The organism is Sphingomonas sp. PSPC2-2 (assembly GCF_049897725.1).
Classification (GTDB): domain Bacteria; phylum Pseudomonadota; class Alphaproteobacteria; order Sphingomonadales; family Sphingomonadaceae; genus Sphingomonas.
In genome coordinates this window covers 303515-328429 of record NZ_JAFCWU010000001.1, presented here as the reverse complement: position 1 = coordinate 328429, position 24915 = coordinate 303515, and the positions used below count along the sequence as shown (strand labels likewise).

Sequence of the window (24915 nt, the reverse complement as noted above, 5' to 3'; positions counted from 1 at the left end):
ATATTGTTCGCGCATCGGCCGGTCGTCGCGCGGGATATCAGGGCTTCTGCCAACCGCCGCCCAAGGCTTTGTACAAGGCTACCGCCCCCAGGACCCGGTTGAGGCGCGCGTCGATATAGCTGCTATGCGCACTTGCGAGGCTTTGCTGGGCCAGCAGGAGCGGGAGAGTGTCGGTGAGGCCGCCTTCGAGACCCTTGCGCGCCATCTCCGCTGCATTGCGCGAAGCGGCCAGCGCTTGGGTGCGTCTGGCCATCTCGATGTCCTCGCCGGAGACTGTCGCCAAGGCATCCTCGGTGTCTCCAAGCGCCTGCTGTACGGCGCGCGCATAGCCGGCAGCGAGCTCGGCGTAACGGCCATTGGCATAGTCGAGCGAACCTCGCAGTCGCCCGCCCGAAAAAATCGGCTGCAGCGTCGACAAACCGAAATTGAAGATCGCGGCAGGTGCACCCACCGCACTTGCCAGCGCGACGCTTTGCGCTCCACCTGTTCCGGTCAAGGCAATGGAGGGAAGGAAGTTCTTGCGGGCCACCGAAATATTGGCATTCGCAGCGGCGAGCAGGCGTTCGGCTTCCTGAACGTCCGGGCGACGCAGGAGCAAGTCGGCAGGAAGACCGCTTTCCACATGCGGGATCTTCACGGTTTCGAGCGAACCTCCCGTGATCGCAATCTCTTCGGGTGTGTGGCCGCTCAGGATCGCCAGCGCGTCGGCAAGATGCGTCCTTTGGATCTCGAGCGGGGCAATCGCCGCTTCGAACTGGGCGACGAGGGCGGTCTGCTGGGCCAGTTGCATACCCGTGACGAGCCCATGCTGTTGCTGGATACGCAGACCCTCCAATATGCGGGTCGCGCTTAGGACGTCATTCTTGGCGTCCGCGATCTTGTCTTGCACCGCGCAGAGCTGGAAATAGGTCGCCGCCACGCTGCTCGTCACGCCGAGACGCACCACCGCAATCGAAAAGCGCGCCGCCTGGCCGTTGGCGATGGCACTGCGTCGCGCGTCGTGAAGCTTGCCCCATAAATCTATTTCGTAGGAAGCGCTCGCGACGCCGAGCAACGGACTGTAGCGCCGCAGCGTGCCGGTGGGGCTGAGGCTGCGGATGGTCGATGCGCCCGGCTGGAGCGCGACCGTCGGCAGCAAGGCCGCACCCGCGATCCGCGCCTGCGCATCGGCTTGAACCAACCGCGCTTGAGCCTGGGCTATGTCCGTATTGAGCGACTGCGCGTCTGTGATCAGGCGTTCCAGTTCGGGGGCGTCAAATGCGCTCCACCAGTCGTCGCTCGGCCACTCTCCCTGGTTGGCGACCGGGTTGTTCCATTGCGCGGGGACGGTCGGGGCGGGCGGGACCGGGCGGGGGCCGAGCGCGCATCCCGCCAGCGTTGCGCTCGCGAGCAGAATACCGATGATCCGGTGCGGGTATGAGCAAGGAGACGACATTGCGGGACCCATCATGGCTGCGGCACCGGCTGAAGCGGCCCTGGTGAGGCCTTGCGGCGGCGGGACAGGCGATTGATTGCGAGAAAGACGGCCGGCGTGGTGAACAGCGTCAGTACCTGCGACAACATCAGTCCGCCGACGATGGCATAGCCGAGCGGCTGGCGGATTTCCGCACCCGCGCCCGTCCCGATCATCAACGGGATGCCGCCAAGCATTGCGCACAGGGTCGTCATCAGGATTGGCCGAAAGCGAGTGAGGCAAGCTTCGCGGATGGCTGCCTCGGGTGCCAAGCCTGCGGCTTCCTGCTCGACCGCGAAATCGACGAGCATGATGCCGTTCTTCTGCACAAGCCCGATCAGCAACACGATGCCGATAATTCCGATAACGTCCAGCGGGCGCCCTACCAGCCATAGCGTGAGCAACGCCCCCAGGCTGGCCGAAGGCAAGGTCGACAGGATCGTCAGGGGCAGGATCCAGCTTTCGTAGAGCATCCCCAAAATGAGATACACGACCACAAGAGCCAGCAGGATCAGGATCCCCTGGCCCGCAAGCGCGGACTGGAACGCCTGTGCATTGCCCGCGAACGATGTCTGCAAGGTGGGCGGCAGATGAAGCTGCGCCTGGACCTTCTGAACTGCGCTTACCGCAGTGCCGATGGACACGCCTGGCGCGAGATTGAAGGAAATGGTCGTCGAGGGGAAGCCACTCTGATGGTTCACCACCAGCGGGGCTGAGTCGGGCTGGATCGTGGCGACCTGCGACAGTGGGATTCGGTCGCCGTTCGACGCGCTGAGATAGATTTGCTGTAGCGAATCCGGTGTCGCCCGTTGTGCCGCAGCGAATTCGAGCACGACGAAATATTGGTTCACCGGAGTGTAGATCTTCGTCGCCGGGCGTTCGCCATAGGCGTCGTACAGCGCGGTATCGATGGTTTCCGGTGTGATGCCGAGGCGTGCAGCGGCGTCGCGGTCGATGGTGATCGCAAGTTGTGGCCCGTTGCTGCCCGCGTCGCTGGTCACATCGGTGACACCGGCGATCTTCTTGAAGGCCGACGCCACGCGCTGCGACCACTCGCTGAGTTCGGCGCTGTCGGCGTCGACCAGCGTGAACTGATATTGGCTCTTGGAGACTCGCGCGCCGATCGTAATGTCCTGCGACGCCTGGAGGTAGAGCTTGATCCCGGCGAGCCCTGCGACGGCCTTGTTCAACCGAGCGATGACCTGCTGTGCGCCGCCATCGGGTCCTCGATGTCCGAACGGCTTGAGCGCGATGAACATACGGCCCTGATTGGGGGCCGGGCTGCTTCCGCCCGGGCCGATATAGCTCGCGACGGTCTGGATTGCGGGGTCTTTTAGCAGGATGTCGACGAGCGCCGTCTGGCGGGCGGCCAGCCCCGTTGTCGAGATGTCGCCGCTGGCTTCGGTAATCCCGGCGATCATGCCGGTATCCTGCTCAGGAAAGAAACCCTTTGGGATCGTTACGAACAAGAGGCCGGTCAATGCGACCGTGCCGCCCATCGCGACGAGCGCGAGCCGCTGGTGGCGCAGTACGACGTCCAGCCCTTTGCCGTAACCCGCAGTCAGCCGCGCGAAGCCGCGCTCGAGCAAGGTATAGAGTCGGCCATGCCGGGCGTCGGCACGGCTTGGCTTGAGCAGAATGCTGCACAACATTGGTGTCAGGGTTAGGGAGACGATCACCGACAGGACGATCGCCGAAGCCACCGTCAGCGCGAACTCCTGGAACATCCGGCCGACCAGACCGCTCATCAGCAACAAGGGGATGAACACTGCAAGCAGCGATGTCGAAATCGCGAGGATGGTGAAACCGATCTCGCCCGCACCCTTCAGTGCCGCCTGGAACGGCGTCAGGCCTTGTTCGACGTAGCGGGTGATGTTCTCGATCATCACAACCGCATCATCGACGACGAAGCCGACTGCGATCGACAGCGCCATCAGCGACAGATTGTCGAGGCTGAATCCGCACAGGCGCATCACGACGAACGTGCCAATGATCGACAGCACGACGGCTATCCCCGGGATCAGGGTGGCGCGTGGCTCGCGGAGGAAAAGAAAGATCGTGCCGATTATGAGCAGGACCGTCAGCAGAAGCGTGGACCGGACGTCGCTTACGGAGGCCTGGATCGTCGTGGTTCGGTCGGACACAATGCGGATCTGCACCGCCTTCGGCAGCGATGCCTGCAGCTTGGGCAGCGCCGCCCGGATTTGCGCGACCGTCTGGATCACGTTCGCTCCGGCTGCCGGAAAGACGTTGAGGATGATGGCCGGCTTCCGGTTGAACCAGCCGGCAAGCTGGGTGTTTGCGGGCCCGATCCGCGCGCTGCCAATGTCAGAGATGCGGATCGGTGCGCCGTTGCGATAGGCGATCACCACATCTGAAAAGCCCTTTTCGGTATCGAGCTGGTCGTTGGTCGACAGGCCCCAGGTCTGGCGGTCGCCGCGGATCGTTCCTTTGGCGGCTTTGAGCGTGCTTTGCTGAAGCGCCGTACGCACGGTGGCCATTGTCAGTCCGTGGCTCGTTAGGGCCGCCGGGTCGACTTCGACCCGCATGGCAGCCTGCTGCTGTCCACCGATCGTGACCAGGCCGACGCCGGGCATCTGCGATAGGCGACCGAACAGGACGCTCTCGGTATAATCGTCGACCGTGGTCAACGGCAGCGCGTCGGACGTGATTCCCAGGATGAGGGCGGGCGGGTCGGCCGGGTTGACGAGGCGAAAGCTTGGCGGCGCGACCAGCGTCGGGGGCAGACTCGCCTGTGCCGCGATCAGCGCTTGCTGCACGCCAAGCGCGGCCTGCTGGGCCGAAACGTTTGGCGCGAACTGCAATGAAATCTGCACAAAGCTGAGAGCGCTCGAAGATGTCATCTGGGTCAGGCCCGGGATCTGCCCAAGCTGACGCTCCAGCGGGGTTGCGACCGCAGCGGCGTTGGTGGTCGCGTCCGCGCCTGGCAGCTGTGCGGTGACCTGGATTGTCGCGACGCTGACGTTCGGCAACGATTCAACCGGCAGCTGCAGATAGGACAGAATGCCGGCGAGCAGCAGCGCTATCGCAAGCATCATCGTCGCCACCGGGCGCCGGATGAAGGGGCCCGACAGCCCGCCCGATGGAGTCAGCTCCGATGCCTCGGGCGCGCTCATTGAACGATGCCCAGCCGGTGAGGGTCATCCGATCGCACCGGGGCGGAGGCGGGATTGGCCTGGGCCGTCACCACCGCCCCGGGAGTCAGCGCGAACTGGCCGTCGGTAACCACGGTTTCGCCGCCGACCAGGCCGGCGGTTACGATCGTTCGATCACCCGTCGATGCTCCGGCCTTGATCGGCTGCATGCGCGCGTGACCGTTGGACACCAGCCAGACGAACGTCGCTTGCGGGTTCCGCTGAACCGCGCTGGACGGGATTGTTATGACACCGGGCCGGATGCCCAGTTCGAGCTGTGCATGTACCAATTGTCCGGGCCAGAGCTTGCGGTCGGCATTCGGCAGGACCGCTTTGAGAAGCACGGTGCCGGTTGCCGGATCGATTTGGTTGTTGAGAACGACCAATTCGCCGGATTCGAGAACGGGTCGTCCATCGCCTTGCGTCGTGACGGCGACTTTCAGGTTCGTCCGCGAGCCAACCACTGCGCGCTGGATTGCATCGAGATCCTTTTGCGAAACCGAAAACAGCATGGCAATCGGCTGCACCTGCGCGACCGTCACGATTCCGGCGGCGTCCGACGGGCCGACCAACGCTCCGGGATCGGCTTTGCGCAGACCTGCCACGCCCGAAATGGGCGAACGGATTGTGGTGTAGGCGAGCGACAGGCGGTCGCGCGTTAGGACCGCGCGATCACCTGCCACGGTTGCGGCAAGTTGGGCGACCTGGGTTCGGTAGGCAGCGACTTGTTGCGCGGATGCAAGCCCTTGCGAGACGAGCGGCGCGTTACGCTCGAGCAGATCACGCGCCCCGTCCAGCGCCGCGCTGTCGCGCGCGAGTTGCGCCCGATCGGCCTCCAGCGCCGCCTGCAAAGGGCGCGGATCGATCTGTGCAAGCGGCTGACCGGCCTTGACCGTCTGTCCCTCGGCATAGAATAAACGGGTGATCCTGCCACTGGTCTGCGCGCGTGCATCGACAGTGTAATAGCCTTGCAGCTGGCCCGGGGCACCAAGCGTTACGGGCTGATTGCCGCGCTGAACGACGGCGGTCACGACCGGGACGGCGGGCACCCGTTCCGCGGCGGGAGACGCGCTGCAGGCTGCCAAACTCGACGCTATGCCGACGAGCGCCAAATGCGTTAGCTCGCGCCGCTTTCCCCGATGCATCACAGGCCTCCGATGCGCGGCCGGGGCCATGACGTTCGTGACCCCTCAACCGACGACGGTGTTCTTTTTAGGCAGCGATGTGGATTTGTAATTTATACGAAGGTTGGGCGCGGTTTTGGGTTCTTGTCACCGAGACGGCCGGGCCAATGCAGCGGACGTGTTACCCGAATCGCCCACGTTGGAGATGGTGCCGGCTGCAGGGATCGAACCCGCGACATCCAGTTTACAAAACTGGCGCTCTACCAACTGAGCTAAGCCGGCACGTCGCACGCTCAATGCGTCAGGATATGCCGAAGGTCCAGCCCTCCGTGCGTGCGATTTGTGCGGTGAGGGCAGGCGGATGCCAAAATTCCGGGCGTGCGCGATTGGCGCGCAGCCACGCCGCAGTCAAAATCGCGTCGGTGGCATGATCGGTATAGCGCGGGAGAGGAAGGTGCGGTGCGCTGCCGAGCACGCCAAGCGCGACGTCGAGTGCGGCAGGATCGCGCAGTTTGCTGAGGCCCTTGCGCACACCTGCGGCGCGGGCCGCGATGGTGGTGTAGATCTCGACCACGCACGCGCCGGCGGTTGGAGCGGGATCGAACGGCCATATGGGCACGTCCGTGCCGAGATGATGGAGCAGACGCATCCCGGCGAAGCTCGCTTTGGCGACCTGCGCGGCACCGATCGCATCATAGACGGTCGAGGGTTTGCCGAAGCCTGCGGCATTGTGGTGCGCTTCACAGCGGCGGAAGTGGAGGAAGTCGGCCTTGGTCCCGTCGCGCGCACCGAGATAGAAATGCGTGCCGCGCCGTGCTTCGAGGAAGGAGGCTGCCCCGAGATCGGCGTCGGGCGCATGCGCGTCGACATAAGCCCAGAAAGCGCGGGCGGTGGTTGGCGTGTCCTCGCCGGGTAGATACGCCCCGCGCATCACATAAGGCGGCGCGAAGCTGAAATCGAAGCCGACCAGCAAGGGCGTATCCGCCTGATCGCGCAACCAGTGCAGGATGTCGGCGCGCGACCAGATGCCGCGCGGCGGCTTGACGAGGGTTGGCGCTGCCGTGCCGGTTTCGCACAGCGCCAGCGCGATGCCGGGGTGGCGCGCGCCTCTGGCTCCCGACCAGTCGATCGCGGCGAAGCGTGAGAAATGCGCCGGTGTCACGCTTTCTTGCGGGGCTTGCTGGCCTTGCGCGCGGCCGCCTGGTCGCGGGCACGGGTGACCATGTCCTGCACCCGATCCGGATCGCTAGTGTCATAGCGGACCAGCACGGCGGGCCAGCCTTCATAATGCGGCGTCTGCCAGAAGGTCGCTGGGTCGGTTTCGAGCAGGATTTCCTTGGTATCCGAGTCGATCGAGAGGACGAACGAACCTGCCTCGCTGCCGATCGAGACGAACGCCCGCCCGTTTGACGCGACCTTGATCGCCGCCCCGCCATAATGCGTCCCGGCCACGGTGTCGGGCAGCGTCAGCGCAAAGGCGGCGAGCGACTCCCAGTCCTTCATTCCTCCCCCTTCAGGCTGGCCCACCACGCCATGCGTTCGGCGATGCGCTTTTCCATGCCGCGTTCGGTCGGCACATAGAAGGTCTGCGGTGCCATTTCGGCCGGCCAGTAATTCGCGCCCGAAAAGCCCTCGGCGGTATCGTGATCATAGGCATAGCCCTTGCCATAGCCGATGTCCTTCATCAGCTTGGTCGGCGCGTTGAGGATATTCTCGGGCGGCATCAGCGACCCCGTCTCGCGTGCCGATTTCCAGGCGGCCTTCTGTGCCTTGTAGGCAGCGTTCGATTTGGGCGCGGTGGCCAGATACAGGCATGCCTGCGCGATCGCCAATTCGCCCTCGGGGCTGCCGAGGAAATCATAGGCGTCCTTGGCGGCAAGGCATTGCGTCAGCGCATTGGAATCGGCGAGGCCAATGTCTTCGACCGCCATCCGCACCATGCGCCGCAGCAGGTACAGCGGCTCCTCGCCGGCGGTCAGCATCCGCGCCAGATAATAGAGTGCGGCTTGCGGGTCCGATCCGCGCACCGCTTTGTGCAGTGCGGAGATGAGGTTGTAATGCCCCTCGCGGTCCTTGTCATACACCGCGACACGGCGCTGCAGAAAGGCGGAGAGCCCGGCGGGATCGAGCGGCTCGGGCAGGTCGACTGCGAACAGCGTCTCGGCCTGGTTGAGCAGGAAGCGGCCGTCGCCATCGGCGCTGGCTATCATCGCATCGCGCGCCTCGGGCGTGAGCGGGAGCGGGCGGCCCTCAATCTGTTCTGCGCGGTCGAGCAACTTGCCGAGCGCGGCAGGATCCAGCCGATGCAGGATAAGCACCTGCGCGCGGCTGAGCACGGCGGCGTTAAGCTCGAAGGACGGGTTCTCGGTGGTCGCGCCGACCAGCGTGACGGTGCCGTCCTCGACATAGGGCAGGAAGCCGTCCTGCTGTGCACGGTTGAAGCGGTGGATTTCGTCGACGAACAGCAACGTGCGCTTGCCGATCTTCGCGTGATCGCGGGCTTCGGCAAAGGCTTTCTTGAGGTCGGCGACGCCCGAGAACACCGCCGAAATCGCCATGAAGCGCAAGCCAACCGCATCGGCCAGCAGCCGTGCGATCGTCGTCTTGCCGGTGCCCGGCGGCCCCCACAAGATCATCGAGGACAGCCGCCCCGCCGCGACCATCCGCCCGATCGCGCCTTCGGGGCCGGTGATATGATCCTGCCCCACCACCTCGGCGAGCGTCGTCGGGCGCAGCCGGTCGGCGAGCGGGGCGGTGGCGCTCGGCTGGTCGGCGGCGGGAGGATCGAAGGTCGCGAACAGGTCGGGCATCATTTTCCTCGGGCGAGTTAGGCCAAGATAGGGTTTCCCCCAAAAAAATGCACGAACCCCTTGCGTCGATGCAATCAAGATATATCTTAGTGCCATCGTGTTATAGAAAGGAACGATATGTTTGTATTTGTAGAGCGCGGCGGTCGCGGAGACCGTGGCTGTCATCCAGGTCGTAAAGGCATGGCGATGGGCGGGCGCTTTGGTGGCGGCTTCGGCGGCGGGTTCGGACGTGGCCATGGTCATGGGCACGGCCGGGGCGACGGTGACGGGCGCGGTGGTCCGCGTGGCCGACGGATGTTCGATGGCGGCGAATTGCGGTTGGTGCTGCTCAAGCTGATCGCCGACGAGCCACGCCACGGCTATGATCTGATCCGCTCGATCGAGGAACTGACGGGGGGTGCCTATGCGCCGAGCCCGGGCGTCGTCTATCCCACGCTGACCCTGCTCGACGACATGGACTTGATCGAGGCGCGGCAGGCCGATGGGGCGAAGAAGCTCTTCGCGGTCACCGAGACCGGCACCGCGCATCTCGCCGAGAATGCCGAACAGGTCGAGGCGCTGTTCGCGCGCCTTGCCGAGGTCGGCGCAGAACGCGCGCGGACTGACAGCGCCTCGGTGCGCAGGGCGATGGGCAATCTGCGCGAAGTGTTGATCCACAAGTTGCGCAGCGAGGACGTGGCGCAGGAAACGCTGCACGAAGTCGTCGCGCTGATCGACGAAGCCGCGCAGAAGATCGAGCGGCTGTAAGCATGACCCGGCTTCAGCTCCTCCGCCGTCGCCTCGCAAGTGCCGCGGCTGCGGCAGGGGCTGAGCCTCCCCTTCGGAGACGTGATATGAGCCTGAGCACAACCGCGCGCGTGCCGACGGCGCATGCGAGCAAGTATCTTCAGCAAACCTGCAAGCATTGGGAGCACAATCTGGCGGTGGTCTTCACCCCAGAGCACGGCACGATCGTGTTCCCAAAGGATGCGCGCGGGGCCAATTTCCCGGGCGATGCCACCGTCACTTTCGATGCCGAACCCGATGCGCTTGTGGTGCGGATCGAGGCTAGCGCAGTCGAACAGCTCGAAGCGTTGCAAGGCGCGGTCGCGCGCCATGTCGATCGCTTCGCGTTTCGCGAGGCCCCACTCGCTTATGATTGGCGCTGAACGCGCACGTCATGCGGCGCGGCGCGCGAGTACCTTCAAATAGGTGTCGAGCACGGTCTGGTTGATGCGTTCCCATTGATAGGTCGCGGCCTCGGCATGACCGGCGGCCCCGGCGGTGCTGCGGAAGGCATGGTCCTCGCAGAAGCGCTGTAGGGCGTCGGCGTAGCCTTCGATGTCGGTCGGGGGCACGATCAGCCCGGTGACGCCGTCGGCGATCAGGCCGACGGCACCACTGGCGCGGGCCGCGACGACGGGCACGCCCGCCGCCATGGCTTCCAGAGTGACATTGCCGAAGGTCTCGGTCACGCTCGGGTTGAAGAACACGTCCATCGACGCGACCGCCTTGCCCAGATCGTCGCCGGTCAGATAGCCGGCGAACACCGCATCGGGCACTTCCTGCGCGAACCAGTCGCGCGCGGGGCCTTCGCCGATCACCAGCGTCTTGTGCTTGACGCCGCGCGCCTTGAGCGTGCGGAGGGCTGCGGCGAACACGTCCAGCCCCTTTTCTTTGACCAGCCGCCCCAGAAAGCCGACCGCAACCTCGTCATCGCCGATGCCAAGGCTACGTCGCCACGCCAGATCGCGCTGCGCGGGGTTGAAGCGATCGTGATTGACCCCGCGCGACCAGCGCGTCACCGGGGTGGGCACGCCCCATTCGCGCAGGATCTCGCCCATGACCTGGCTTGGCGCGAGCACTTCATCGACCCGGCTGTAAAAACGCTTCTGAATACCGATCATCGGCGGCACCAGAAACCCCAAGCCGTAATAGCTCATATAGGTCTCGAACCGCGTATGGTACGAAGCAACCCGGGCGATGTTATGCTTTTCAGCATAATTGAGCGCTTTGTGCCCCAGACGGTCCGGTGCCGAAACGTGGATCATATTGGGCGCGAAGGCGTCGAGATCGCGCCGGACACGGTTGCCCATGCCGCGCGTCAGCTTGTATTCGCCGCGCAACGGGATCTTGATCGATGGCGCGCTGACCAGGTCGCCGACCGGCGGGAATGCTGGGGTGCGGCTCGTCGGTGCATAGATTCGCACCTTCACGCCGCGACTGAGCAGATAGCCGACCAGGAGGTTGAGGGTCTGGTTGGCACCATCACGGGTATAGTTATAATTGCCGCTGAACAGGGCTACGCGGAGATCGGACGCTTCCATCGTGCCGGGCCATAGCGAAGCTATCGCCGGATGACTATCTCTGGCGTCAAAGGAGTTTTCGCGCCGATGACCGACCTTTCCGCCTTTCCGATCACGCAACGCTGGCCCGCCACCCAGCCCGACCGGCTGCAACTCTATTCGTTGCCCACGCCCAACGGCGTGAAAGTATCGGTCATGCTGGAGGAGACAGGGCTGGCTTACGAGCCGCATCTGGTCGATTTCGCCAAGGACGACCAGCACAGCCCCGCCTTCGAATCGCTCAACCCCAATGGCAAGATCCCCGCGATCCTCGACCCCGATGGGCCGGATGGGAAACCGCTCGCTTTGTTCGAATCCGGCGCGATCCTGCTGTATCTGGCGGAAAAGACCGGCAAGTTCCTGCCCAGCGATCCCGCTGCGCGCTGGCAGGCGATCCAGTGGGTGATGTTCCAGATGGGCGGGGTTGGGCCGATGTTCGGACAGGTCGGCTTCTTCGTGAAGTTTGCTGGCAAGGACTTTGAGGACAAGCGCCCGCGTGACCGCTATGTCGCCGAAGCCAAGCGCATCCTCGGCGTGATGGACGGCGTGCTCGCGGGCAAGAGTTGGTTCCTGGGGGACGATTATACCATCGCCGATATCTCGATGCTCGGCTGGGTACGCGGTCTGGTCGATTTCTACGGGGCAGGCGAGCTGGTCGGCTTCGACCAGTTCACGCACGTAAAGGCATGGCTCGAGCGCGGACTCGCACGGCCAGCGGTGCAGCGCGGTCTGGCGATCCCGGCGCGGGGGTAGTCAGGCCGACGGCGCGTCCGAAAAGCCTTCATACCACACGGCAATTGCGTTGTTGTGGGCGAGCCACGGCGCGGGTGCGGTCTCCTGGATCGCATCCCCGTGCTGCCGCCATCCGCCGAGCGAGCATAGACAAAGCCGCTGCAATCGAGCTTGCCATTGGAAGGGATGGTCGCGGCGGCGAAGGATGGCATGGTGCCGGGGCTCTTATATTCGGTCTTCTTGCCAAGCCCGCTGCGCGCGCGCGTAATCGCCGTTGCCGAATCCATTGTGCTTCCCCTGTTCCCGGCGCGGGGTCGTGCTCGACGGTCAGCCCCGCGACTCGCCCGCTAACAAGGCGGCGTCCCGATTTCGTGAAAAACGCGTGCGCCGGGCGGGTGGACGACACGACCCACAACGAAATTTGTTCCCCTCTCGTTCCGGTGTTGCTACATCGCTGCTTATGGCAAAACTCCAAAAGCGCTATGTCTGTCAGGCCTGCGGATCGGTGTCGCACCGCTGGCAGGGGCAATGCGCCGATTGCGGGGAATGGAACACGCTGGTCGAGGAAGCTCCCGCTACCGTCACGCCGTTCCAGGCGAAGCATAATCTGCAGGGCGGCGGGCGCGCGTTTCAGCTCGTCAGCCTCGATGCCGAGATCACGCTACCCGATCGGCTCGCCACCGGCATTGCCGAGCTTGATCGCGCGCTCGGCGGCGGGTTCGTCGAAGGATCGGCGACGCTGATCGGCGGCGATCCCGGCATCGGCAAATCCACCTTGCTCCTGCAAGCGGCCGCGAAGATGGCGCTGGCCGGGCTGCCAGTCGCCTATGTCTCGGGCGAGGAAGCGGCCGATCAGGTGCGTTTGCGCGCGCGGCGGCTCGGGCTCGGCCATGCGCCGGTGATGCTGGCGGCGGCGTCCTCGACGCGCGACATTCTCACCACGCTCGGCCAGGCGACGCCGCCTGCCTTGCTGGTGATCGATTCGATCCAGACGATGCATAGCGATTTGATCGAGGGGGCGCCGGGCACCGTCAGCCAGGTGCGCGCCTCGGCGCAGGAATTGATCCGCTTCGCCAAGGAACGCGGCACTGCGGTGGTGCTGGTCGGCCATGTCACCAAGGACGGCAGCATCGCCGGCCCGCGCGTGCTCGAACATATGGTCGATACCGTGCTGAGCTTCGAAGGCGAGCGCAGCCACCAATATCGCATCCTGCGCGCGATCAAGAACCGCTTTGGCGGCACCGACGAGATCGGCGTGTTCGCGATGGTGGCGGAAGGCTTGGCCGAAGTGTCCAACCCCAGCGCATTGTTCCTGACGCAGCGCGAGGAAGGCATGACCGGCACCACGGTGTTCCCGGCGCTGGAGGGCACGCGGCCGGTGTTGGTCGAGATTCAGGCGCTGGTCGTGCGCTTGGCGAGCGGCGCGACGCCCCGGCGGGCGGTGGTCGGCTGGGACAGCGGGCGTCTCGCCATGGTGCTGGCGGTGCTGGAGGCGCGCTGCGGGCTCAGTTTCTCCTCGAGCGAAGTCTATCTCAACATTGCGGGTGGCTACCGCGTGCAGGACCCGGCTGCCGATCTGGCGGTGGCGGCGGCACTCATCTCGGCGCTGTCGGAACGCCCGGTGCCCGCCGATGCGGTGGTGTTCGGCGAACTGGCCTTGTCCGGAGAAATCCGCCCGGTCGCGCACGGTCCGCTGCGCTTGAAGGAGGCGGGCAAGCTCGGCTTCGAACGCGCGCTGCTGCCCGCGGCGGTGACGGACGACAAGAGCGGGTTGAAGTTGAGCGGATTCGGCACGCTGGCCAGCTTTGTGGAGCATATGCTGGGGCGGTGAGGGGGCGTTGCGCCCTCCCACAAGCCTTCCACTGGTGGAGCGTAATGACTCTTGGTCGCATCCTCTCCCTGCCCTGTCCGTAGCTCCCTGTCCGTAGCTCTCCGTCCGTTCGTTTCGAGCGTAGTCGAGAAACCTGGCACAGCGCTTGTGGCTCTTTCTCGACTACGCTCGAAACGAGCGGGTTGAGGAAAGCACTCCCCCAAACCCCGTAACCCCCAACACGCCCGCACCCCACTCGACTTCCACCGTCCCACGCTTGTAAGACGCGCGCCATGCATCTTACCGCCCTCGACATATTGGTCCTGCTCGCCGTTGGCGGTGCCGCCACGCTCGGCATCACGCGCGGCTTCGTCACCGAAGTGCTTTCGCTGTTCGCCTGGGTCGGAATCGTGTTTGCGATCAAGCTGTTCCATGTCCCGCTGACTCATGCGTTGACCGGCGTGGTCGGCACGACGACGGGCGCGGCGGTGCTCGCCTTCGCGATTCTGGCGGGCGGCACGTATTATGGCGGGCGCATGGTTGCGCGGGCGATCGGTGCCCGTACCCGCGATTCGGTGCTGGGGCCGGTCGATCGCGCGCTCGGCTTCGGCTTTGGCGCGCTCAAGGGCTTGATCCTCGCGAGCCTGGCTTTCCTGCTGGTGGTGCTGATGACCGACACCGTCAGCGGCGGCCCGGCGCATCGCCCCGAATGGCTGACCTCGGCCAAGGTCTATCCCCTCCTCAACAGCACCAGCGCCAGCATCGCCGATTTCGTCGATCGCCGCCGCAAGGGCGAGCCGGTGTTCGGGCATGGCGCGAACGTCGCCGACTCCGATCGCGCGGGCGAGTAGCGATTTCTCGGTCCCTGGCCGCGCAAAGCGGCGCAGAACATCCCATCGCCGGGGTGACGAATCCCCCGGCATGCCCTACATCCGCTGCATGAACGCGCCGCTCTACAACACCGAAATCCTGCGGCTCGCCGCCACCATTCCGCATCATCAGCGCTTGCCAAGTCCAATGGCGACCTCGGAAAAACGTTCGCCGATCTGCGGCAGCCGCGTGACGGTGGATATCAATGTCGATGCTGAGGGGCGCGTATCCGACCTCGGTCTGCTGGTGCGCGCCTGTGCGCTGGGTCAGGCCTCGTCGTCGCTGATGGGCGCGGCGGTGATCGGCAAATCCGCCGCTGAGATCGCCGCTGCGCGCGATGCGCTGGCCGCGTGGCTGGCGGGGCAGGGGCCGTTGCCCGACTGGCCCGGCTTCGAATTGTTCACGCCTGCACTGCCGCACAGCGCGCGGCACGCGTCGATCCGACTGGCCTTCGAAGCGGCCGCCGAAGCCGCCGCCGCTGCCGCCGCAAAGGCACCGGCATGAACGAATCGCTGCTGCTCGATGGCGTCATCCTCGGTGGCTTTGCGCTCGTTTTCGTTCTGATCTTCCGCCGTTTCGGCCTCGGCGCGACGCTCGGCTATCTCGTCGCGGGCGCGGTCGTCGGGCCGCAAGTGCTGCATCTGGTCGGCAATGCCGAATCCAAGATCGGCGTGGCCGAACTCGGCATCACGCTGCTGTTGTTCATCGTCGGGCTGGAACTCAATCCGTCGCGGCTATGGGCGCTCAAGAAGGAAATCTTCGGGCTCGGGCTATTGCAGGTGGTGCTGTGCGGGCTGGCGGTCACCGGCCTCGTCGCGGCGGTGCATTTCTCCTGGTCGGCGGCGTTGGTGCTAGGGTTGCCGCTCGCACTTTCCTCGACCGCGCAGGTGTTGCCGATGCTGCAATCGGCGGGGCGCCTGCGCACGCCCTTTGGCGAGCGCGCCTTTTCGATCCTGCTGTTCCAGGATCTGTCGATCGTGCCGCTGATCACGCTGGTGACGGTGCTGTCGCGCAATCCGGCGGACGCGCATGGCCCGCCGGGCTGGCAATTGTTCCTGTCGACCGTGCTCGCCGTGGCCGGGCTGGTGCTCGCCGGGCGCTTCCTGCTGCGCCCGCTGTTCCGCATCATCGGTAATCTGGGGGAGCGCGAGATGTTCGTGTTCGCCGCGTTGTTCACGGTGGTGGCAGCGGCGGCGATCATGGAGGCGCTTGGTCTGTCGACCGCACTGGGCGCATTCGTCGCGGGCGTGATGCTGGCGGACAGCCCGTATCGGCATGAGCTGGAGGCCGATGTCGAGCCGTTCCGCTCCATCCTGCTCGGGCTGTTTTTCCTCGCGGTCGGCATGATGCTCGATTTGCACGCGATCGCCGAGCGGCCGTTCTTCGTGATCGCCATGGCGCTCGCGCTGATCGCGACCAAGGCGGTGATCATCTTCGGCATCGGTATGGCCTTTCGCATGAAGTGGCGCGCCGCGCTCGCGCTCGGGCTGCTGCTTAGCCAAGGTGGCGAGTTCGGCTTCGTGCTGTTCGCCCAGGCGCAGCGTGCCTTCCTGATCGCGCCCGAGGCGGCGAGCCTGTTCGGCGCGATCGTCACGCTGTCCATGGCGACGACGCCGTTCCTGATGATGATCACCAAGCGCATTCGCGAAGAGCCGGTCGTCGCGGGCGAGCGTGACGGCCCAAAGGCCGACGGGGCCAATGCGCTGATCGTCGGCTATGGTCGCTTCGGCCAGACGGTGGCGCAAATGCTGATCGCGCAAGGCGTGCCGGTGACGCTGATCGACACCGATATCGAGATGATCGATGTCGCCAGCGATTTCGGAGCCAAGGTCTATTATGGTGACGGAACGCGGCTGGATTTGCTGCGTCAGGCGGGTGCGGGCGAGGCGGAGCTGATCCTGTTCTGCATGGATGGCGACCAGATTTCGCCCGATCTCGTTACCGGGGTCCACAACGCCTTTCCCAAAGCGTCAATCTACGTGCGCGCGTTCGATCGTCGCGCGGTGATCAAGCTGAAGGGCGCCCCGGTCGATGGCGTCGTGCGCGAAGTGCTCGAATCGGCGGTGAAGATGGGGCGCATGGCGCTTGAGAGCATCGGCGTGGACCATGCCGAGATCGATCGTACCGAGGACATTTATCGCCGCAACGACAAGGAACGTCTGCGCGTGCAGTCCGAGGCGGGCGACATTCGCGCGGCGCGTGGCATCATGATTACGCAAGATCAACGCGCCGGGCTGAGCGAGGAGCAAGCAGGATGAACTGGATCGCCCTTCTGGCGGCGCTGTCGGGCGCGATTGCGGTCGGCGCGGGCGCGTTCGGCGCGCATGGGGCAAGCGGTCAGGCGGCCGAGTGGCTGAAGACCGGCGCGCACTATCAACTGATCCACGCAGTTGTGGCGTTGGTGGCGTGGCGGATGGAGGTGCGCGGCCCGGCGTGGTTGTTCATCGGTGGCGGCGCGATATTCGCCGGAACGCTGTATCTGATGGCGCTGGGCGCACCCCGCTGGCTGGGTGCGGTGACGCCGATCGGGGGCGTGTTGCTGATTGCCGGGTGGCTGTGGCTGGCCTGGTCGGCGGCGCGGACGGTGTGACGCCGACGCGAGGTGCCTTTTAAGTGGCCCGCACCAAGCTCAGCGTTTGCGCGAGAAAAAGGCGATTCGGGTCCGAGCAAGAGGCGCGGTCGCTGGCACAGGCGAGTGATCTTGTGCTCAGGCCCTATCGGTGCGATCGCTGCGGGGCGTTTCATTTGACCAGCCGGACCAAGGGTAAGCGTGTGCCGCGTCCGGCGGTGTGACGGACGGTTCGACGGGACGGCAACGACGGCAACCTTCCCACGTCATGCCGGGCTTGTGCCGGCATCCACCATACAGGGTCTCTGCGATCGATTGTCTCGTATCGCGGTGGACCCCGGCGCGAGGCCGGGGTGACGGTGCGCTATTCATTCGCCCCTTCGACACGAACAGACAAGCGCGATAGGGAGCGTGGATGACCAGCGCCTCGACCCGCCGCATCCTGCTCGCCAGCCTGATCGGCACCTCGGTCGAATTCTACGATTTTTATATTTACGCGACCGCCGCCGCCTTGGTGTTCGGCCCGCTCTTCTTCCCGGCGGGCGATCCGGCGGTGCAGTTGCTGGCCTCTTACGCGAGCTTCGGCCTCGCCTTCTTCGCCCGGCCGTTGGGGGCGGCGGTGTTTGGGCATTTCGGCGACCGTTTGGGGCGCAAGTCGACGCTGGTCGCCTCGCTGATGCTGATGGGCGGCTCGACCGTCGCGATCGCCTTCCTTCCGACTTATGCGCAAATCGGCTGGGTCGCCCCGTCGCTCTTGTGCCTGTTGCGCTTTGGGCAGGGGCTCGGGCTTGGCGGCGAATGGGGCGGGGCGTCGCTGCTGGCGGTCGAGAATGCGCCCAAGGGCCAGGAAAATCGCTGGGGGATGTTTCCGCCGCTCGGCGCGCCGGTTGGGTTCATCGCCGCCAATGGTTTCTTTCTGCTGCTGGGCGCTGTGCTGACGGACCAGCAATTCCGCGATTGGGGCTGGCGCTTGCCGTTTCTGGCGAGCGCGGTGCTGGTGCTGCTTGGTCTGTGGGTGCGCTTGAAGTTGACCGAGACGCCGGCCTTCCGCGAAGCCGCCGCGCACGATGCGTTGCCCAAAGTGCCGATCGCCGAGCTGTTCCGCCTGCATCTGCGCGCGACAGTCGCGGGCACGGTCGGCGTGGTTGCCTGTTTTGCGCTCTTCTATCTGACGACGGCGTTTGCGCTCAGCTACGGCACTACCGCGCTTGGCCATGGGCGGCAGGCGTTTCTGGGGCTGGAACTCGGTGCGATCCTGTTCCTGGCTGCGGGCGTGATCGTCTCCTGCACCTTGGCCGACCGGTTCGGTGCGACCGCAATGCTGCGCTGGGGGTTTGTCGGCTCCGTCGCCTCGGGCTTGCTGATGGGAACGATGCTGGGGTCTGCGTCCTTGTGGGTGGTGTTCGCGTGGCTGGCGCTGTCGCTGTTCGCGATGGGCTTTGCCTATGGCCCGCTCGGCGGCTGGCTGCCGTCGTTGTTCGACGCCGGGGTACGCTATACCGGCGTGTCGATCACCTTCAATCTCGGCGGAATCCTGGGTGGCGCGCTCGCCCCGATCGCGGCGCAGGCCCTGGCCGCGCGGGGTGGGCTGTGGCTGGTCGGGGCTTATCTGGTGGCGGCGGGCGTGCTGAGCCTTGGCGGCCTGGCCTTGCTCAAGCGGCGCTGATCCGCGCGCGCTTGCAACGTTCGGAGCAGTAAACGACGCTGTCCCAATCGCGCGCCCACTTTTTCCGCCATGCAAACGGGCGCTGACAGACCGGGCAGATCTTTTCAGGCAGGTCGGCCTTGGCGACGCCGTTCGGCACTTAGGCCGCTCGATCCAGAAATGCGCGCACGTCCGCCAGATCGACCGATTTGTCGAGGAAAGTGCCGCCAATCCCGCGTGCGAGCAGGAAAGGCAGCGTGCCCGCGTCCATTTTCTTGTCGTGCAGCATGTGCGCGACCAGTGTTTCGCCATCGGCGGTGATGCCCGCCGCGGCCGCGCCATCGGGCAGCCCGATCGCGCGGAGGTGCGCGGCAACGCGATCGGCATCGATTTGTGGAGCAAGCCCGCGCGCCGCCGAATAGCCGAAGGCGAGCACCATTCCGGCCGCGACGCCTTCGCCGTGGAGCAGCCGGTCGGAAAAGCCCGCTTCGGCTTCCAGCGCATGCCCAAAGGTGTGGCCGAGGTTGAGCAGGGCGCGCGCGCCGGTCGTCTCGCGTTCGTCCTCGGCGACGATCCGCGCCTTGGCCGCGACCGAGTGGGCGATGGCGTAGAGCCGCGCGTCGGCATCACCCGCGATCAGCGCGGCGGCATTGGCCTCGCACCAGGCGAAGAAGTCGGGGTCATCGATCAGGCCGTATTTCACGACCTCGGCATAGCCCGCGCGGACATGGCGCTCCGGCAGCGTGTCGAGCACATTGGGGTCGATCAGCACCAACGCCGGCTGATGGAAAGCGCCGATCAGATTCTTGCCGGCCTTGGAATTGATCGCGGTTTTGCCACCCACCGACGAATCGACTTGTGCGAGCAGGGTCGTCGGGATCTGCACGAAGCCGCAACCGCGCTTGAGGATGCTGCACGCAAAACCGACGAGATCGCCAATCACCCCGCCGCCCAGCGCCACGACATGGTCGCCGCGTTCCACGCCAAGATCGAGCAAGCGGTCGGTCAGCTGCTCCAGCATCGCCCAGCTCTTGGTCGATTCGCCCGGCGGCAGCACGATCGCTTCGCTCGCTACGCCCGCCGCGGTCAGCGCGGCCTGCACGGTCGCCAAGTGCGGCAGGACATTCTCATCGGTGACGATCACCATCCGCCGCCCGCGCGACAGCGGCGCGAGCCAGTCGGCAGCGCGGCCGAGCAGCCCGGCCTCGATGATGATATCGTAACTGCGCGCGCCCAGCGAAACGGGAATGGTCGTCATGGTTGGTTGAGCGCTTTCAGGATGGCGTTGACGGTTGCGTCGTGCGGCGCGCGGTGGCTGGAGACGCGGAGATGCGCGGTCGCGTAGAACGGGTTGCGGACGCGCGCCAGTTCTTCGAGCACGGCAAGCGGATCGCGCCCGCGCAGCAGCGGGCGCGTGTCGCGGCGCGAGACGCGCTCGACCAGCACTGAGGGCTTGGCATCGAGCCACACCGCAAAACCCCGGTCGAGGATCGCGGCGCGCGTCTGCGGGTCCACGAACGCGCCGCCGCCGGTGGCGATCACTCGTCGTTCGCCTTCCATCAGCCGCGCGATCACCCGGCGTTCGCCATCGCGAAAATAGGCTTCGCCGAAGCGATCGAAAATATCGGGGATCGACATGCCGGCGGCCGTTTCGATCTCGGTATCGGCGTCGACGAAGGGCAGGCCGAGGCGCATCGCCAGGCGGCGGCCAACGGTGGATTTGCCAGCCCCCATCAGCCCAACCAGCACGATCGGCTGGCCGGTCCATTTCGGCGATTGGGGTGGGGTGGGGGCTGGGCTTTGCAACATCGAAGCGAGGGCTATACAGCGCACGGGCGTCTCGGGCAAAAGGCCTTGCGGGCGCAGCCCAAATTGTTCTGTTACAGGTCTTGGCCCATGTCCCGCTCGCTCGTAATCCTCCTCGTCATCGTGGTCGTATTGGTGGGTGTCCTGTTCGGACTCTCCTCGATCGCGCGCGAAAAGCCGCTGAAGCATGTCGAAAAGGCCGTCCCGCTTGCGAATCTCCAAAAGTAGCGGTGTGTCCGGCGCGACCGCGCGCAAGCTGACCATCGCGCTGCGCGTCGGCACCGCTCTCGCGGCGGTGCTGGCAATACCGGCGCTGGGGCAGCAACGCCCCGAATCGATCCTGCCGCCCGGCTTTGGCGATCCTACGCCCGCGCCTTCTCCGGCGGCGGCGCGGCCCAAGCCGGTCCAGCAGGCCCCCGCGCAACCGAGCCAAGCGGCTACACCGCCGCTCGCACAGACTCCAGCGGCCGCGTCGGCAGGGTTTTCAGCGCCCGACGCGACCCCGACGACTGTGCCGAGCCCCGCCGCCACGCCTCCCGCGCCGACCGACTTTGCCGCCTTCGTGCGCGCCGACATGCCATCGTTCGCGCGCCGGTCGCTGGCGCGCGTCGGTGTCGCGGGTCCGCCTGAGGGCGCGATGGGGCCGAACGCCTTTGGCCGCGCCGACGGCCGCTTCCTTGAAGTGCTGATGCAACGGTTGAACACCCCGGTCGCGTCGCGCTGGGTGTCGATTGCGCTGCGCCGCGCGCTGATGGCGCGGGTCGATACCCCGCGCGGCGTGAACGGTGCGGATTTCGCGGCGGAACGATCGTGGTTGCTGACGCGTATGGGCGAATCCGTGGCCGCGCGGGCGATGGCACAAGCCGTCGATACCGAGGATTATACGCCCAAGATGTTCGAGGCGGCGATGCAGGCCGCGCTGGCGACGGGAGACGCGGCAGCGTTATGCCCGGCGGCCGAGGCCGGGGCGGAGCTTGGCCAGGAACGCGGCTGGATCATGGCGCGGGCGATTTGCGCGGGGCTGTCTGGCACGCCCGCGCGGGCGCAACCGTTGCTGGCGCAGGCGCGAAAGGCCGGAATTGCCGGTGGCGTCGACTTTTTGCTGGCGCAAAAGGTCGCGGGTGCCGGTCAAAGCGGACGCCAGGCGGTGACGATCGAGTGGGACAGCGTCGATCACCTGACCGCCTGGCGATACGGCATGGCCACTGCCACCGGGGTCGAGATCCCCGAGTCGCTGCTGGCAACCGCATCGCCTGCCGTGCAGGGCTGGCGGGCTTTGTCCCCGACGCTGGACCCGCGGGTGCGCGCCGCCGTGGCCGAGCTGGCCGCAGCGCGTGGCATTCTGTCGAGCGCGGCGCTGGTCGATCTCTATAGCGCGATCGATGCGGGAGACGATCAGACGGGTGCCGAGGTCGGGATCGCGCGCGATCTGCGCGCGGCCTATGAGGGGCCGGACGCCAAGGCGCGCGCCGATGCGCTGGTGCGGTTGTGGGATGAACCCAAGACCGCCGAAGGCCGCTATGCCCGGCTGGTGCTGACTGCCGGGGCTGCCGCGCGCATTCCGACGACACTGGAGCAGCCCGATATCGATCGACTGGTCGCCGCGATGCTGAGCGCCGGGCTGGATGTTCCGGCACTGCGCTGGCGTGATAAAGCGGGACGCGGCAGCAATGCCTGGGCGATGCTGACGCTGGTCGATCCGGCAATGCCCTCGCTGAATTATGGCGACGTCAGCGCCTATTCCGGGGCGAACGATGCCGAGGGGTTGAAGCGCCGGATGTTCTTTGCCGCAATTGCGGGGCTAGGGCGGATGTCGGGTGCCGAAGTCGAGCGTGGCGCGCAAGGGCTGGGGTTGCGAATAACGCAGGAGAATAGCTGGACGCGCTCGATCGCCAAGGCGGCGCGCGATCATGAGCCCGGCACGGTGGTGCTGCTCGCGGCGATCGGTATGCAGACGCGGCAGTGGCATGGCGTCTCGCCCGAGGCGATCTATCACATCACGGCCGCACTGCACGCGGTCGGCATGTCGGGCGAGGCGCGGATGATCGCCGTCGAGGCGATCTCGCGGCTTTGACCGAGCGCCCCAGCGCGCCCGATTCGCCGCGCGAGGATCGCGCGTTGATCGATCGCTTTCTCGAGATGCTGGCGGCGGAAGCCGGGGCGGCAAAGAACACGATCGCCGCCTATCGCAGCGATCTGGCGCTCGCATCGGAGGTGCTTGGCGGGCGGCTGAGCAGCGCCACGCCTGACGACCTTGCCCGGCTGGGTGGCGAATGGCTCGCCCTGTCCAAGGCGAGCGTAGCGCGCAAATCGGCGGCGCTGCGGCGTTTTTTCGCGTTTCTGGCGGATGAGGGGTTGCGGGCGGATGATCCCGGCGGTGCCTTGCCGCGTCCGGGTGCATCGCGCGGTTTGCCCAAGGTGCTCGACCATGCCGATATCGACCGCCTGTTCGCCACGATCGCCGAGCGGATCGCGCGCGTCCCCGCCGACCCCAACGACCTGCGCATGGCGGCGTTGGTCGAGCTATTGTACGGATCGGGGCTGCGCGCGACCGAATTGGTATCGCTCTCGCGCCGCGCTATTGCGCCCGACCGGCCTTATCTGATCCTGCGCGGCAAGGGCGACAAGGAGCGGCTGGTGCCGCTGTCGGATCGCGCGCGCGCAGCCGTTGCGGTCTGGCGGCTGCACGTGCCCGAGGACAGCGTGTGGCTGTTCCCTTCCGGCAAGGGGCATTTGAGCCGCATTCGCCTCTACCAGATCCTGAAAGCACTGGCGGCGGAGGCCGGGATTCCGCCCGATCGCGTCAGCCCGCACGTGCTGCGCCATGCCTTTGCCACGCATTTGCTGGCGGGCGGAGCCGATCTCCGCGCGCTGCAGGCGATGCTCGGCCATGCCGATATTGCGACCACCGAAATCTATACGCATGTCGATGCCAGCCGCCTGATCGAGCTGGTCAATGCGCGTCATCCGCTCGCCGAAGCTACGGCACGCGTTGACGCAAGGAAGCGCGGGGCTTAACCGGCCCGACTTATGGCAACTTTCCTCGATTTCGAAAAACCGATCGCCGAGCTGCAAGCGCGGATCGACGAATTGCGCGAGACCGCAGCCGAAGGCACGGTCGACATCGACGCGGAGGTCGCGCGGCTGCAGGCGAAGTCCGACAAGTTGCTGCGCGACACCTATGCCAAATTGACGCCCTGGCAGAAGACCCAGGTCGCGCGCCACGGCGAACGTCCGCACTTCAAACATTATGTAGCGGGGCTATTTCAGGATTTCCTGCCGCTGGCGGGCGACCGTGCGTTTGGCGACGACCAGGCGATCCTCGGCGGTTTTGCTACCCTGCGCGGGCGGCGCGTACTGGTGATCGGCCATGAAAAGGGCGACGATACCGCCAGTCGGCTGCGCCACAATTTCGGCATGGGCAAGCCCGAGGGCTATCGCAAGGCGATTCGCCTGATGCAATTGGCCGACCGTTTCGGCCTGCCGGTGGTAACTTTGGTCGATACCTCGGGCGCGTTTCCGGGTGTGCAGGCCGAGGAACGTGGCCAGGCCGAAGCGATCGCGCGGTCGACCGAAATGTGCCTGTCGCTTGGCGTGCCGATGGTGGCGGCGGTGGTGGGCGAGGGCGGCTCGGGCGGCGCAATCGCGCTGGCGGCTGGCAATACGGTGTTGATGTTCGAACACGCCGTCTATTCGGTAATTTCGCCCGAAGGCTGTGCGTCGATCCTGTGGCGCACGGCGGACAAAGCCGCCGATGCCGCCGAGGCGATGAAAGTCACTGCGCAGGACCTGAAGGGTCTCGGGGTCATCGATACGATCGTGCCCGAGCCGTTGGGCGGTGCGCAACGCAACCCGGGCGCGGCCATCGCGGCGCTGGGCAATGCGATCGACGCGGCCTTGTCGAACCTTGATGGCCAGAGCCCCGCCGAGCTGCGCCGGTCCCGACGTGCAAAATTTCTGGCGATGGGCCGACTTTAACGCGGGCGCGATCGCGGCCGCCAGGGTTGGTATTCGGTCGCGAGGCAAATGAAAGGGCGACGGAACCGTAGTTCCGCCGCCCTGGCATATTAGAGGAGTTCGTAAGAGTCTTACGAAGCCTTCATGTTGGTCGTGACGTTGGTGAAGGTCTTGTTCAGTTGCGTGCCCAGGCCCTGCATCGCGGCAATCGCGGCGACGGCGATGAGCGCTGCGATCAGGCCGTATTCGATGGCGGTCGCGCCCTTGGAATTCTTGATGAAATTGCGGATGGTCTTCATGATTCCGGTCTCCGTTGGTGAAAGCTTCAGTACCCGGTCGGGCCGGAAAAACCGGACCAACGCTGCCGAGTCTAGGGAGGCAGAGTTGAAAAAGGTTTAAGCCCGACGGAACTTTGTCGGGCGGGCGACTCTAAACGCCAGCGGTGGCCGCCGAGACCTTGGTGCTGACGTTGCCCCACATGGTGGTGGTGGAATTGGCGAGCTGGGTTAGCGCGGTGACCATCGCAATCACGATCAGCGCGACAATAAGACCATATTCGACGGCTGTGGCACCGCGGCGATCTCCCAGGAGCTTTTTCAGCGTGTCGAGGATCATAGGAGTTCGAGGCCACCGAAACAGCTGCTGGTTCCCGATCCCTAA

At 65.7% G+C, this 24915-nt stretch carries 25 protein-coding genes and 1 tRNA gene; 13 read left to right on the top strand and 13 right to left on the bottom strand.

The genetic code is table 11. The features are described from left to right. Window positions 1-37: 37 nt before the first annotated feature. From ACP7BY_RS01530 to ACP7BY_RS01500, 7 genes are all read right to left on the bottom strand, one after another. Window positions 38-1435: an efflux transporter outer membrane subunit gene (locus ACP7BY_RS01530; protein ID WP_209515312.1), complete on the bottom strand. Its 1398-nt coding sequence runs from the start codon at window positions 1433-1435 to the stop codon at window positions 38-40. Window positions 1436-1446: 11 nt separating this feature from the next. Further along, the gene (locus tag ACP7BY_RS01525; RefSeq protein ID WP_137902551.1) at window positions 1447-4590 is read right to left on the bottom strand and encodes an efflux RND transporter permease subunit; all 3144 of its coding nucleotides are present in this window, start codon (window positions 4588-4590) and stop codon (window positions 1447-1449) included. After that, window positions 4587-5639, bottom strand: coding sequence for an efflux RND transporter periplasmic adaptor subunit (locus ACP7BY_RS01520; RefSeq protein ID WP_171010472.1), 1053 nt, complete (start codon window positions 5637-5639; stop codon window positions 4587-4589). Before ACP7BY_RS01520 ends, ACP7BY_RS01525 begins: the two co-directional genes overlap by 4 nt. A gap of 299 nt (window positions 5640-5938) precedes the next feature. Continuing rightward, window positions 5939-6014 (bottom strand) — tRNA-Thr (locus tag ACP7BY_RS01515). A 19-nt stretch (window positions 6015-6033) separates the two neighbouring features. Next, on the bottom strand, window positions 6034-6894 hold the full coding sequence (locus ACP7BY_RS01510) for a hypothetical protein (protein ID WP_137902552.1): 861 nt from the start codon (window positions 6892-6894) through the stop codon (window positions 6034-6036). Then, on the bottom strand, window positions 6891-7235 hold the full coding sequence (locus ACP7BY_RS01505) for an MmcQ/YjbR family DNA-binding protein (RefSeq protein WP_033963951.1): 345 nt from the start codon (window positions 7233-7235) through the stop codon (window positions 6891-6893). Before ACP7BY_RS01505 ends, ACP7BY_RS01510 begins: the two co-directional genes overlap by 4 nt. Beyond that, window positions 7232-8542 carry a replication-associated recombination protein A gene (locus tag ACP7BY_RS01500; protein ID WP_033963976.1) on the bottom strand — a complete coding sequence of 437 codons (1311 nt, stop codon included), beginning with the start codon at window positions 8540-8542 and terminating at the stop codon, window positions 7232-7234. The genes ACP7BY_RS01505 and ACP7BY_RS01500 overlap by 4 nt, the downstream gene beginning before the upstream one ends. Before the next feature lie 180 nt (window positions 8543-8722). Between ACP7BY_RS01500 and ACP7BY_RS01495 the strand changes: the two genes are divergently transcribed. Together ACP7BY_RS01495 and ACP7BY_RS01490 are read left to right on the top strand one after the other, a co-directional pair. Continuing rightward, window positions 8723-9289 carry a PadR family transcriptional regulator gene (locus ACP7BY_RS01495; RefSeq protein ID WP_033963950.1) on the top strand — a complete coding sequence of 189 codons (567 nt, stop codon included), beginning with the start codon at window positions 8723-8725 and terminating at the stop codon, window positions 9287-9289. An 86-nt stretch (window positions 9290-9375) separates the two neighbouring features. After that, window positions 9376-9690 carry a DUF2218 domain-containing protein gene (locus ACP7BY_RS01490; RefSeq protein ID WP_033963949.1) on the top strand — a complete coding sequence of 105 codons (315 nt, stop codon included), beginning with the start codon at window positions 9376-9378 and terminating at the stop codon, window positions 9688-9690. A 9-nt stretch (window positions 9691-9699) separates the two neighbouring features. On the opposite strand, the gene ACP7BY_RS01485 is transcribed toward ACP7BY_RS01490, so the two are convergent. Continuing rightward, window positions 9700-10848 carry a glycosyltransferase family 4 protein gene (locus tag ACP7BY_RS01485; RefSeq protein ID WP_126849125.1) on the bottom strand — a complete coding sequence of 383 codons (1149 nt, stop codon included), beginning with the start codon at window positions 10846-10848 and terminating at the stop codon, window positions 9700-9702. A gap of 66 nt (window positions 10849-10914) precedes the next feature. Here ACP7BY_RS01485 and ACP7BY_RS01480 point away from each other — a divergent pair, with 66 nt between their 5' ends. The 7 genes from ACP7BY_RS01480 to ACP7BY_RS01450 all read left to right on the top strand — a co-directional run bounded on the left by ACP7BY_RS01480 (window position 10915) and on the right by ACP7BY_RS01450 (window position 18513). Continuing rightward, complete coding sequence (locus ACP7BY_RS01480; RefSeq protein WP_033963946.1) at window positions 10915-11619, top strand: glutathione binding-like protein; 705 nt, start codon at window positions 10915-10917, stop codon at window positions 11617-11619. 439 nt (window positions 11620-12058) lie between these two features. Continuing rightward, complete coding sequence (gene radA, locus ACP7BY_RS01475; protein WP_033963944.1) at window positions 12059-13429, top strand: DNA repair protein RadA; 1371 nt, start codon at window positions 12059-12061, stop codon at window positions 13427-13429. Between the two features lie 272 nt (window positions 13430-13701). Then, window positions 13702-14259, top strand: coding sequence for a CvpA family protein (locus ACP7BY_RS01470; protein ID WP_033963942.1), 558 nt, complete (start codon window positions 13702-13704; stop codon window positions 14257-14259). Between the two features lie 88 nt (window positions 14260-14347). Further along, entirely contained in the window at window positions 14348-14782 is a 435-nt protein-coding gene (locus tag ACP7BY_RS01465; RefSeq protein WP_033963975.1) for an iron-sulfur cluster assembly scaffold protein, read from the top strand. After that, window positions 14779-16536 carry a cation:proton antiporter gene (locus ACP7BY_RS01460; RefSeq protein WP_137902553.1) on the top strand — a complete coding sequence of 586 codons (1758 nt, stop codon included), beginning with the start codon at window positions 14779-14781 and terminating at the stop codon, window positions 16534-16536. Before ACP7BY_RS01465 ends, ACP7BY_RS01460 begins: the two co-directional genes overlap by 4 nt. Continuing rightward, on the top strand, window positions 16533-16868 hold the full coding sequence (locus ACP7BY_RS01455; protein ID WP_033963941.1) for a DUF423 domain-containing protein: 336 nt from the start codon (window positions 16533-16535) through the stop codon (window positions 16866-16868). Before ACP7BY_RS01460 ends, ACP7BY_RS01455 begins: the two co-directional genes overlap by 4 nt. A 394-nt stretch (window positions 16869-17262) precedes the next feature. After that, window positions 17263-18513 carry an MFS transporter gene (locus tag ACP7BY_RS01450; RefSeq protein WP_033963939.1) on the top strand — a complete coding sequence of 417 codons (1251 nt, stop codon included), beginning with the start codon at window positions 17263-17265 and terminating at the stop codon, window positions 18511-18513. Here the strand turns inward: ACP7BY_RS01450 and ACP7BY_RS01445 are convergent. Genes ACP7BY_RS01445 through ACP7BY_RS01435 form a run of 3 tightly spaced genes read right to left on the bottom strand, consistent with a single transcriptional unit; the run spans window position 18500 to window position 20301 of the window. Then, entirely contained in the window at window positions 18500-18652 is a 153-nt protein-coding gene (locus ACP7BY_RS01445; RefSeq protein ID WP_081988617.1) for a DUF2256 domain-containing protein, read from the bottom strand. The two genes, ACP7BY_RS01450 and ACP7BY_RS01445, sit on opposite strands and share 14 nt — an antisense overlap. Beyond that, window positions 18653-19750 carry a 3-dehydroquinate synthase gene (aroB, locus tag ACP7BY_RS01440; RefSeq protein WP_137902554.1) on the bottom strand — a complete coding sequence of 366 codons (1098 nt, stop codon included), beginning with the start codon at window positions 19748-19750 and terminating at the stop codon, window positions 18653-18655. Next, the gene (locus tag ACP7BY_RS01435) at window positions 19747-20301 is read right to left on the bottom strand and encodes a shikimate kinase (RefSeq protein ID WP_052192154.1); all 555 of its coding nucleotides are present in this window, start codon (window positions 20299-20301) and stop codon (window positions 19747-19749) included. The genes aroB and ACP7BY_RS01435 overlap by 4 nt, the downstream gene beginning before the upstream one ends. Window positions 20302-20388: 87 nt before the next feature. On the opposite strand from ACP7BY_RS01435, the gene ACP7BY_RS01430 reads away from it, so the two are divergent. The 4 genes from ACP7BY_RS01430 to ACP7BY_RS01415 are packed head-to-tail and all read left to right on the top strand — an operon-like array spanning window position 20389 to window position 24276. Continuing rightward, the gene (locus ACP7BY_RS01430; RefSeq protein ID WP_171010473.1) at window positions 20389-20526 is read left to right on the top strand and encodes a hypothetical protein; all 138 of its coding nucleotides are present in this window, start codon (window positions 20389-20391) and stop codon (window positions 20524-20526) included. 4 nt (window positions 20527-20530) lie between these two features. After that, a complete protein-coding gene (locus tag ACP7BY_RS01425; protein WP_137902603.1) occupies window positions 20531-22372 on the top strand; it encodes a hypothetical protein in 1842 nt (613 codons plus the stop codon). Further along, a complete protein-coding gene (locus tag ACP7BY_RS01420; protein ID WP_126849135.1) occupies window positions 22369-23316 on the top strand; it encodes a tyrosine-type recombinase/integrase in 948 nt (315 codons plus the stop codon). Before ACP7BY_RS01425 ends, ACP7BY_RS01420 begins: the two co-directional genes overlap by 4 nt. A 12-nt stretch (window positions 23317-23328) precedes the next feature. After that, entirely contained in the window at window positions 23329-24276 is a 948-nt protein-coding gene (locus ACP7BY_RS01415; protein WP_033963936.1) for an acetyl-CoA carboxylase carboxyltransferase subunit alpha, read from the top strand. 110 nt (window positions 24277-24386) lie between these two features. Here ACP7BY_RS01415 and ACP7BY_RS01410 read toward each other — a convergent pair whose 3' ends face one another. After that, window positions 24387-24554 carry a Flp family type IVb pilin gene (locus ACP7BY_RS01410; protein ID WP_010403444.1) on the bottom strand — a complete coding sequence of 56 codons (168 nt, stop codon included), beginning with the start codon at window positions 24552-24554 and terminating at the stop codon, window positions 24387-24389. Window positions 24555-24684: 130 nt separating this feature from the next. Beyond that, the gene (locus ACP7BY_RS01405) at window positions 24685-24870 is read right to left on the bottom strand and encodes a Flp family type IVb pilin (protein WP_033963935.1); all 186 of its coding nucleotides are present in this window, start codon (window positions 24868-24870) and stop codon (window positions 24685-24687) included. Window positions 24871-24915 lie beyond the last annotated feature (45 nt).

Bases quoted from the DNA above. Each gene is read 5' to 3' on its own strand.
- ACP7BY_RS01485 (WP_126849125.1), bottom strand. From the start codon at position 10,848: ATGGAAGCGTCCGATCTCCGCGTAGCCCTGTTCAGCGGCAATTATAAC.
- ACP7BY_RS01450 (WP_033963939.1), top strand. From the start codon at position 17,263: ATGACCAGCGCCTCGACCCGCCGCATCCTGCTCGCCAGCCTGATCGGC.
- ACP7BY_RS01455 (WP_033963941.1), top strand. From the start codon at position 16,533: ATGAACTGGATCGCCCTTCTGGCGGCGCTGTCGGGCGCGATTGCGGTC.
- ACP7BY_RS01430 (WP_171010473.1), top strand. From the start codon at position 20,389: ATGTCCCGCTCGCTCGTAATCCTCCTCGTCATCGTGGTCGTATTGGTG.
- aroB (WP_137902554.1), bottom strand. From the start codon at position 19,750: ATGACGACCATTCCCGTTTCGCTGGGCGCGCGCAGTTACGATATCATC.
- ACP7BY_RS01525 (WP_137902551.1), bottom strand. From the start codon at position 4,590: ATGAGCGCGCCCGAGGCATCGGAGCTGACTCCATCGGGCGGGCTGTCG.
- ACP7BY_RS01500 (WP_033963976.1), bottom strand. From the start codon at position 8,542: ATGCCCGACCTGTTCGCGACCTTCGATCCTCCCGCCGCCGACCAGCCG.
- ACP7BY_RS01530 (WP_209515312.1), bottom strand. From the start codon at position 1,435: ATGTCGTCTCCTTGCTCATACCCGCACCGGATCATCGGTATTCTGCTC.
- ACP7BY_RS01415 (WP_033963936.1), top strand. From the start codon at position 23,329: ATGGCAACTTTCCTCGATTTCGAAAAACCGATCGCCGAGCTGCAAGCG.
- ACP7BY_RS01410 (WP_010403444.1), bottom strand. From the start codon at position 24,554: ATGAAGACCATCCGCAATTTCATCAAGAATTCCAAGGGCGCGACCGCC.
- ACP7BY_RS01465 (WP_033963975.1), top strand. From the start codon at position 14,348: ATGAACGCGCCGCTCTACAACACCGAAATCCTGCGGCTCGCCGCCACC.
- ACP7BY_RS01435 (WP_052192154.1), bottom strand. From the start codon at position 20,301: ATGTTGCAAAGCCCAGCCCCCACCCCACCCCAATCGCCGAAATGGACC.
- ACP7BY_RS01480 (WP_033963946.1), top strand. From the start codon at position 10,915: ATGACCGACCTTTCCGCCTTTCCGATCACGCAACGCTGGCCCGCCACC.
- ACP7BY_RS01405 (WP_033963935.1), bottom strand. From the start codon at position 24,870: ATGATCCTCGACACGCTGAAAAAGCTCCTGGGAGATCGCCGCGGTGCC.
- ACP7BY_RS01495 (WP_033963950.1), top strand. From the start codon at position 8,723: ATGGCGATGGGCGGGCGCTTTGGTGGCGGCTTCGGCGGCGGGTTCGGA.
- radA (WP_033963944.1), top strand. From the start codon at position 12,059: ATGGCAAAACTCCAAAAGCGCTATGTCTGTCAGGCCTGCGGATCGGTG.
- ACP7BY_RS01460 (WP_137902553.1), top strand. From the start codon at position 14,779: ATGAACGAATCGCTGCTGCTCGATGGCGTCATCCTCGGTGGCTTTGCG.
- ACP7BY_RS01505 (WP_033963951.1), bottom strand. From the start codon at position 7,235: ATGAAGGACTGGGAGTCGCTCGCCGCCTTTGCGCTGACGCTGCCCGAC.
- ACP7BY_RS01490 (WP_033963949.1), top strand. From the start codon at position 9,376: ATGAGCCTGAGCACAACCGCGCGCGTGCCGACGGCGCATGCGAGCAAG.
- ACP7BY_RS01470 (WP_033963942.1), top strand. From the start codon at position 13,702: ATGCATCTTACCGCCCTCGACATATTGGTCCTGCTCGCCGTTGGCGGT.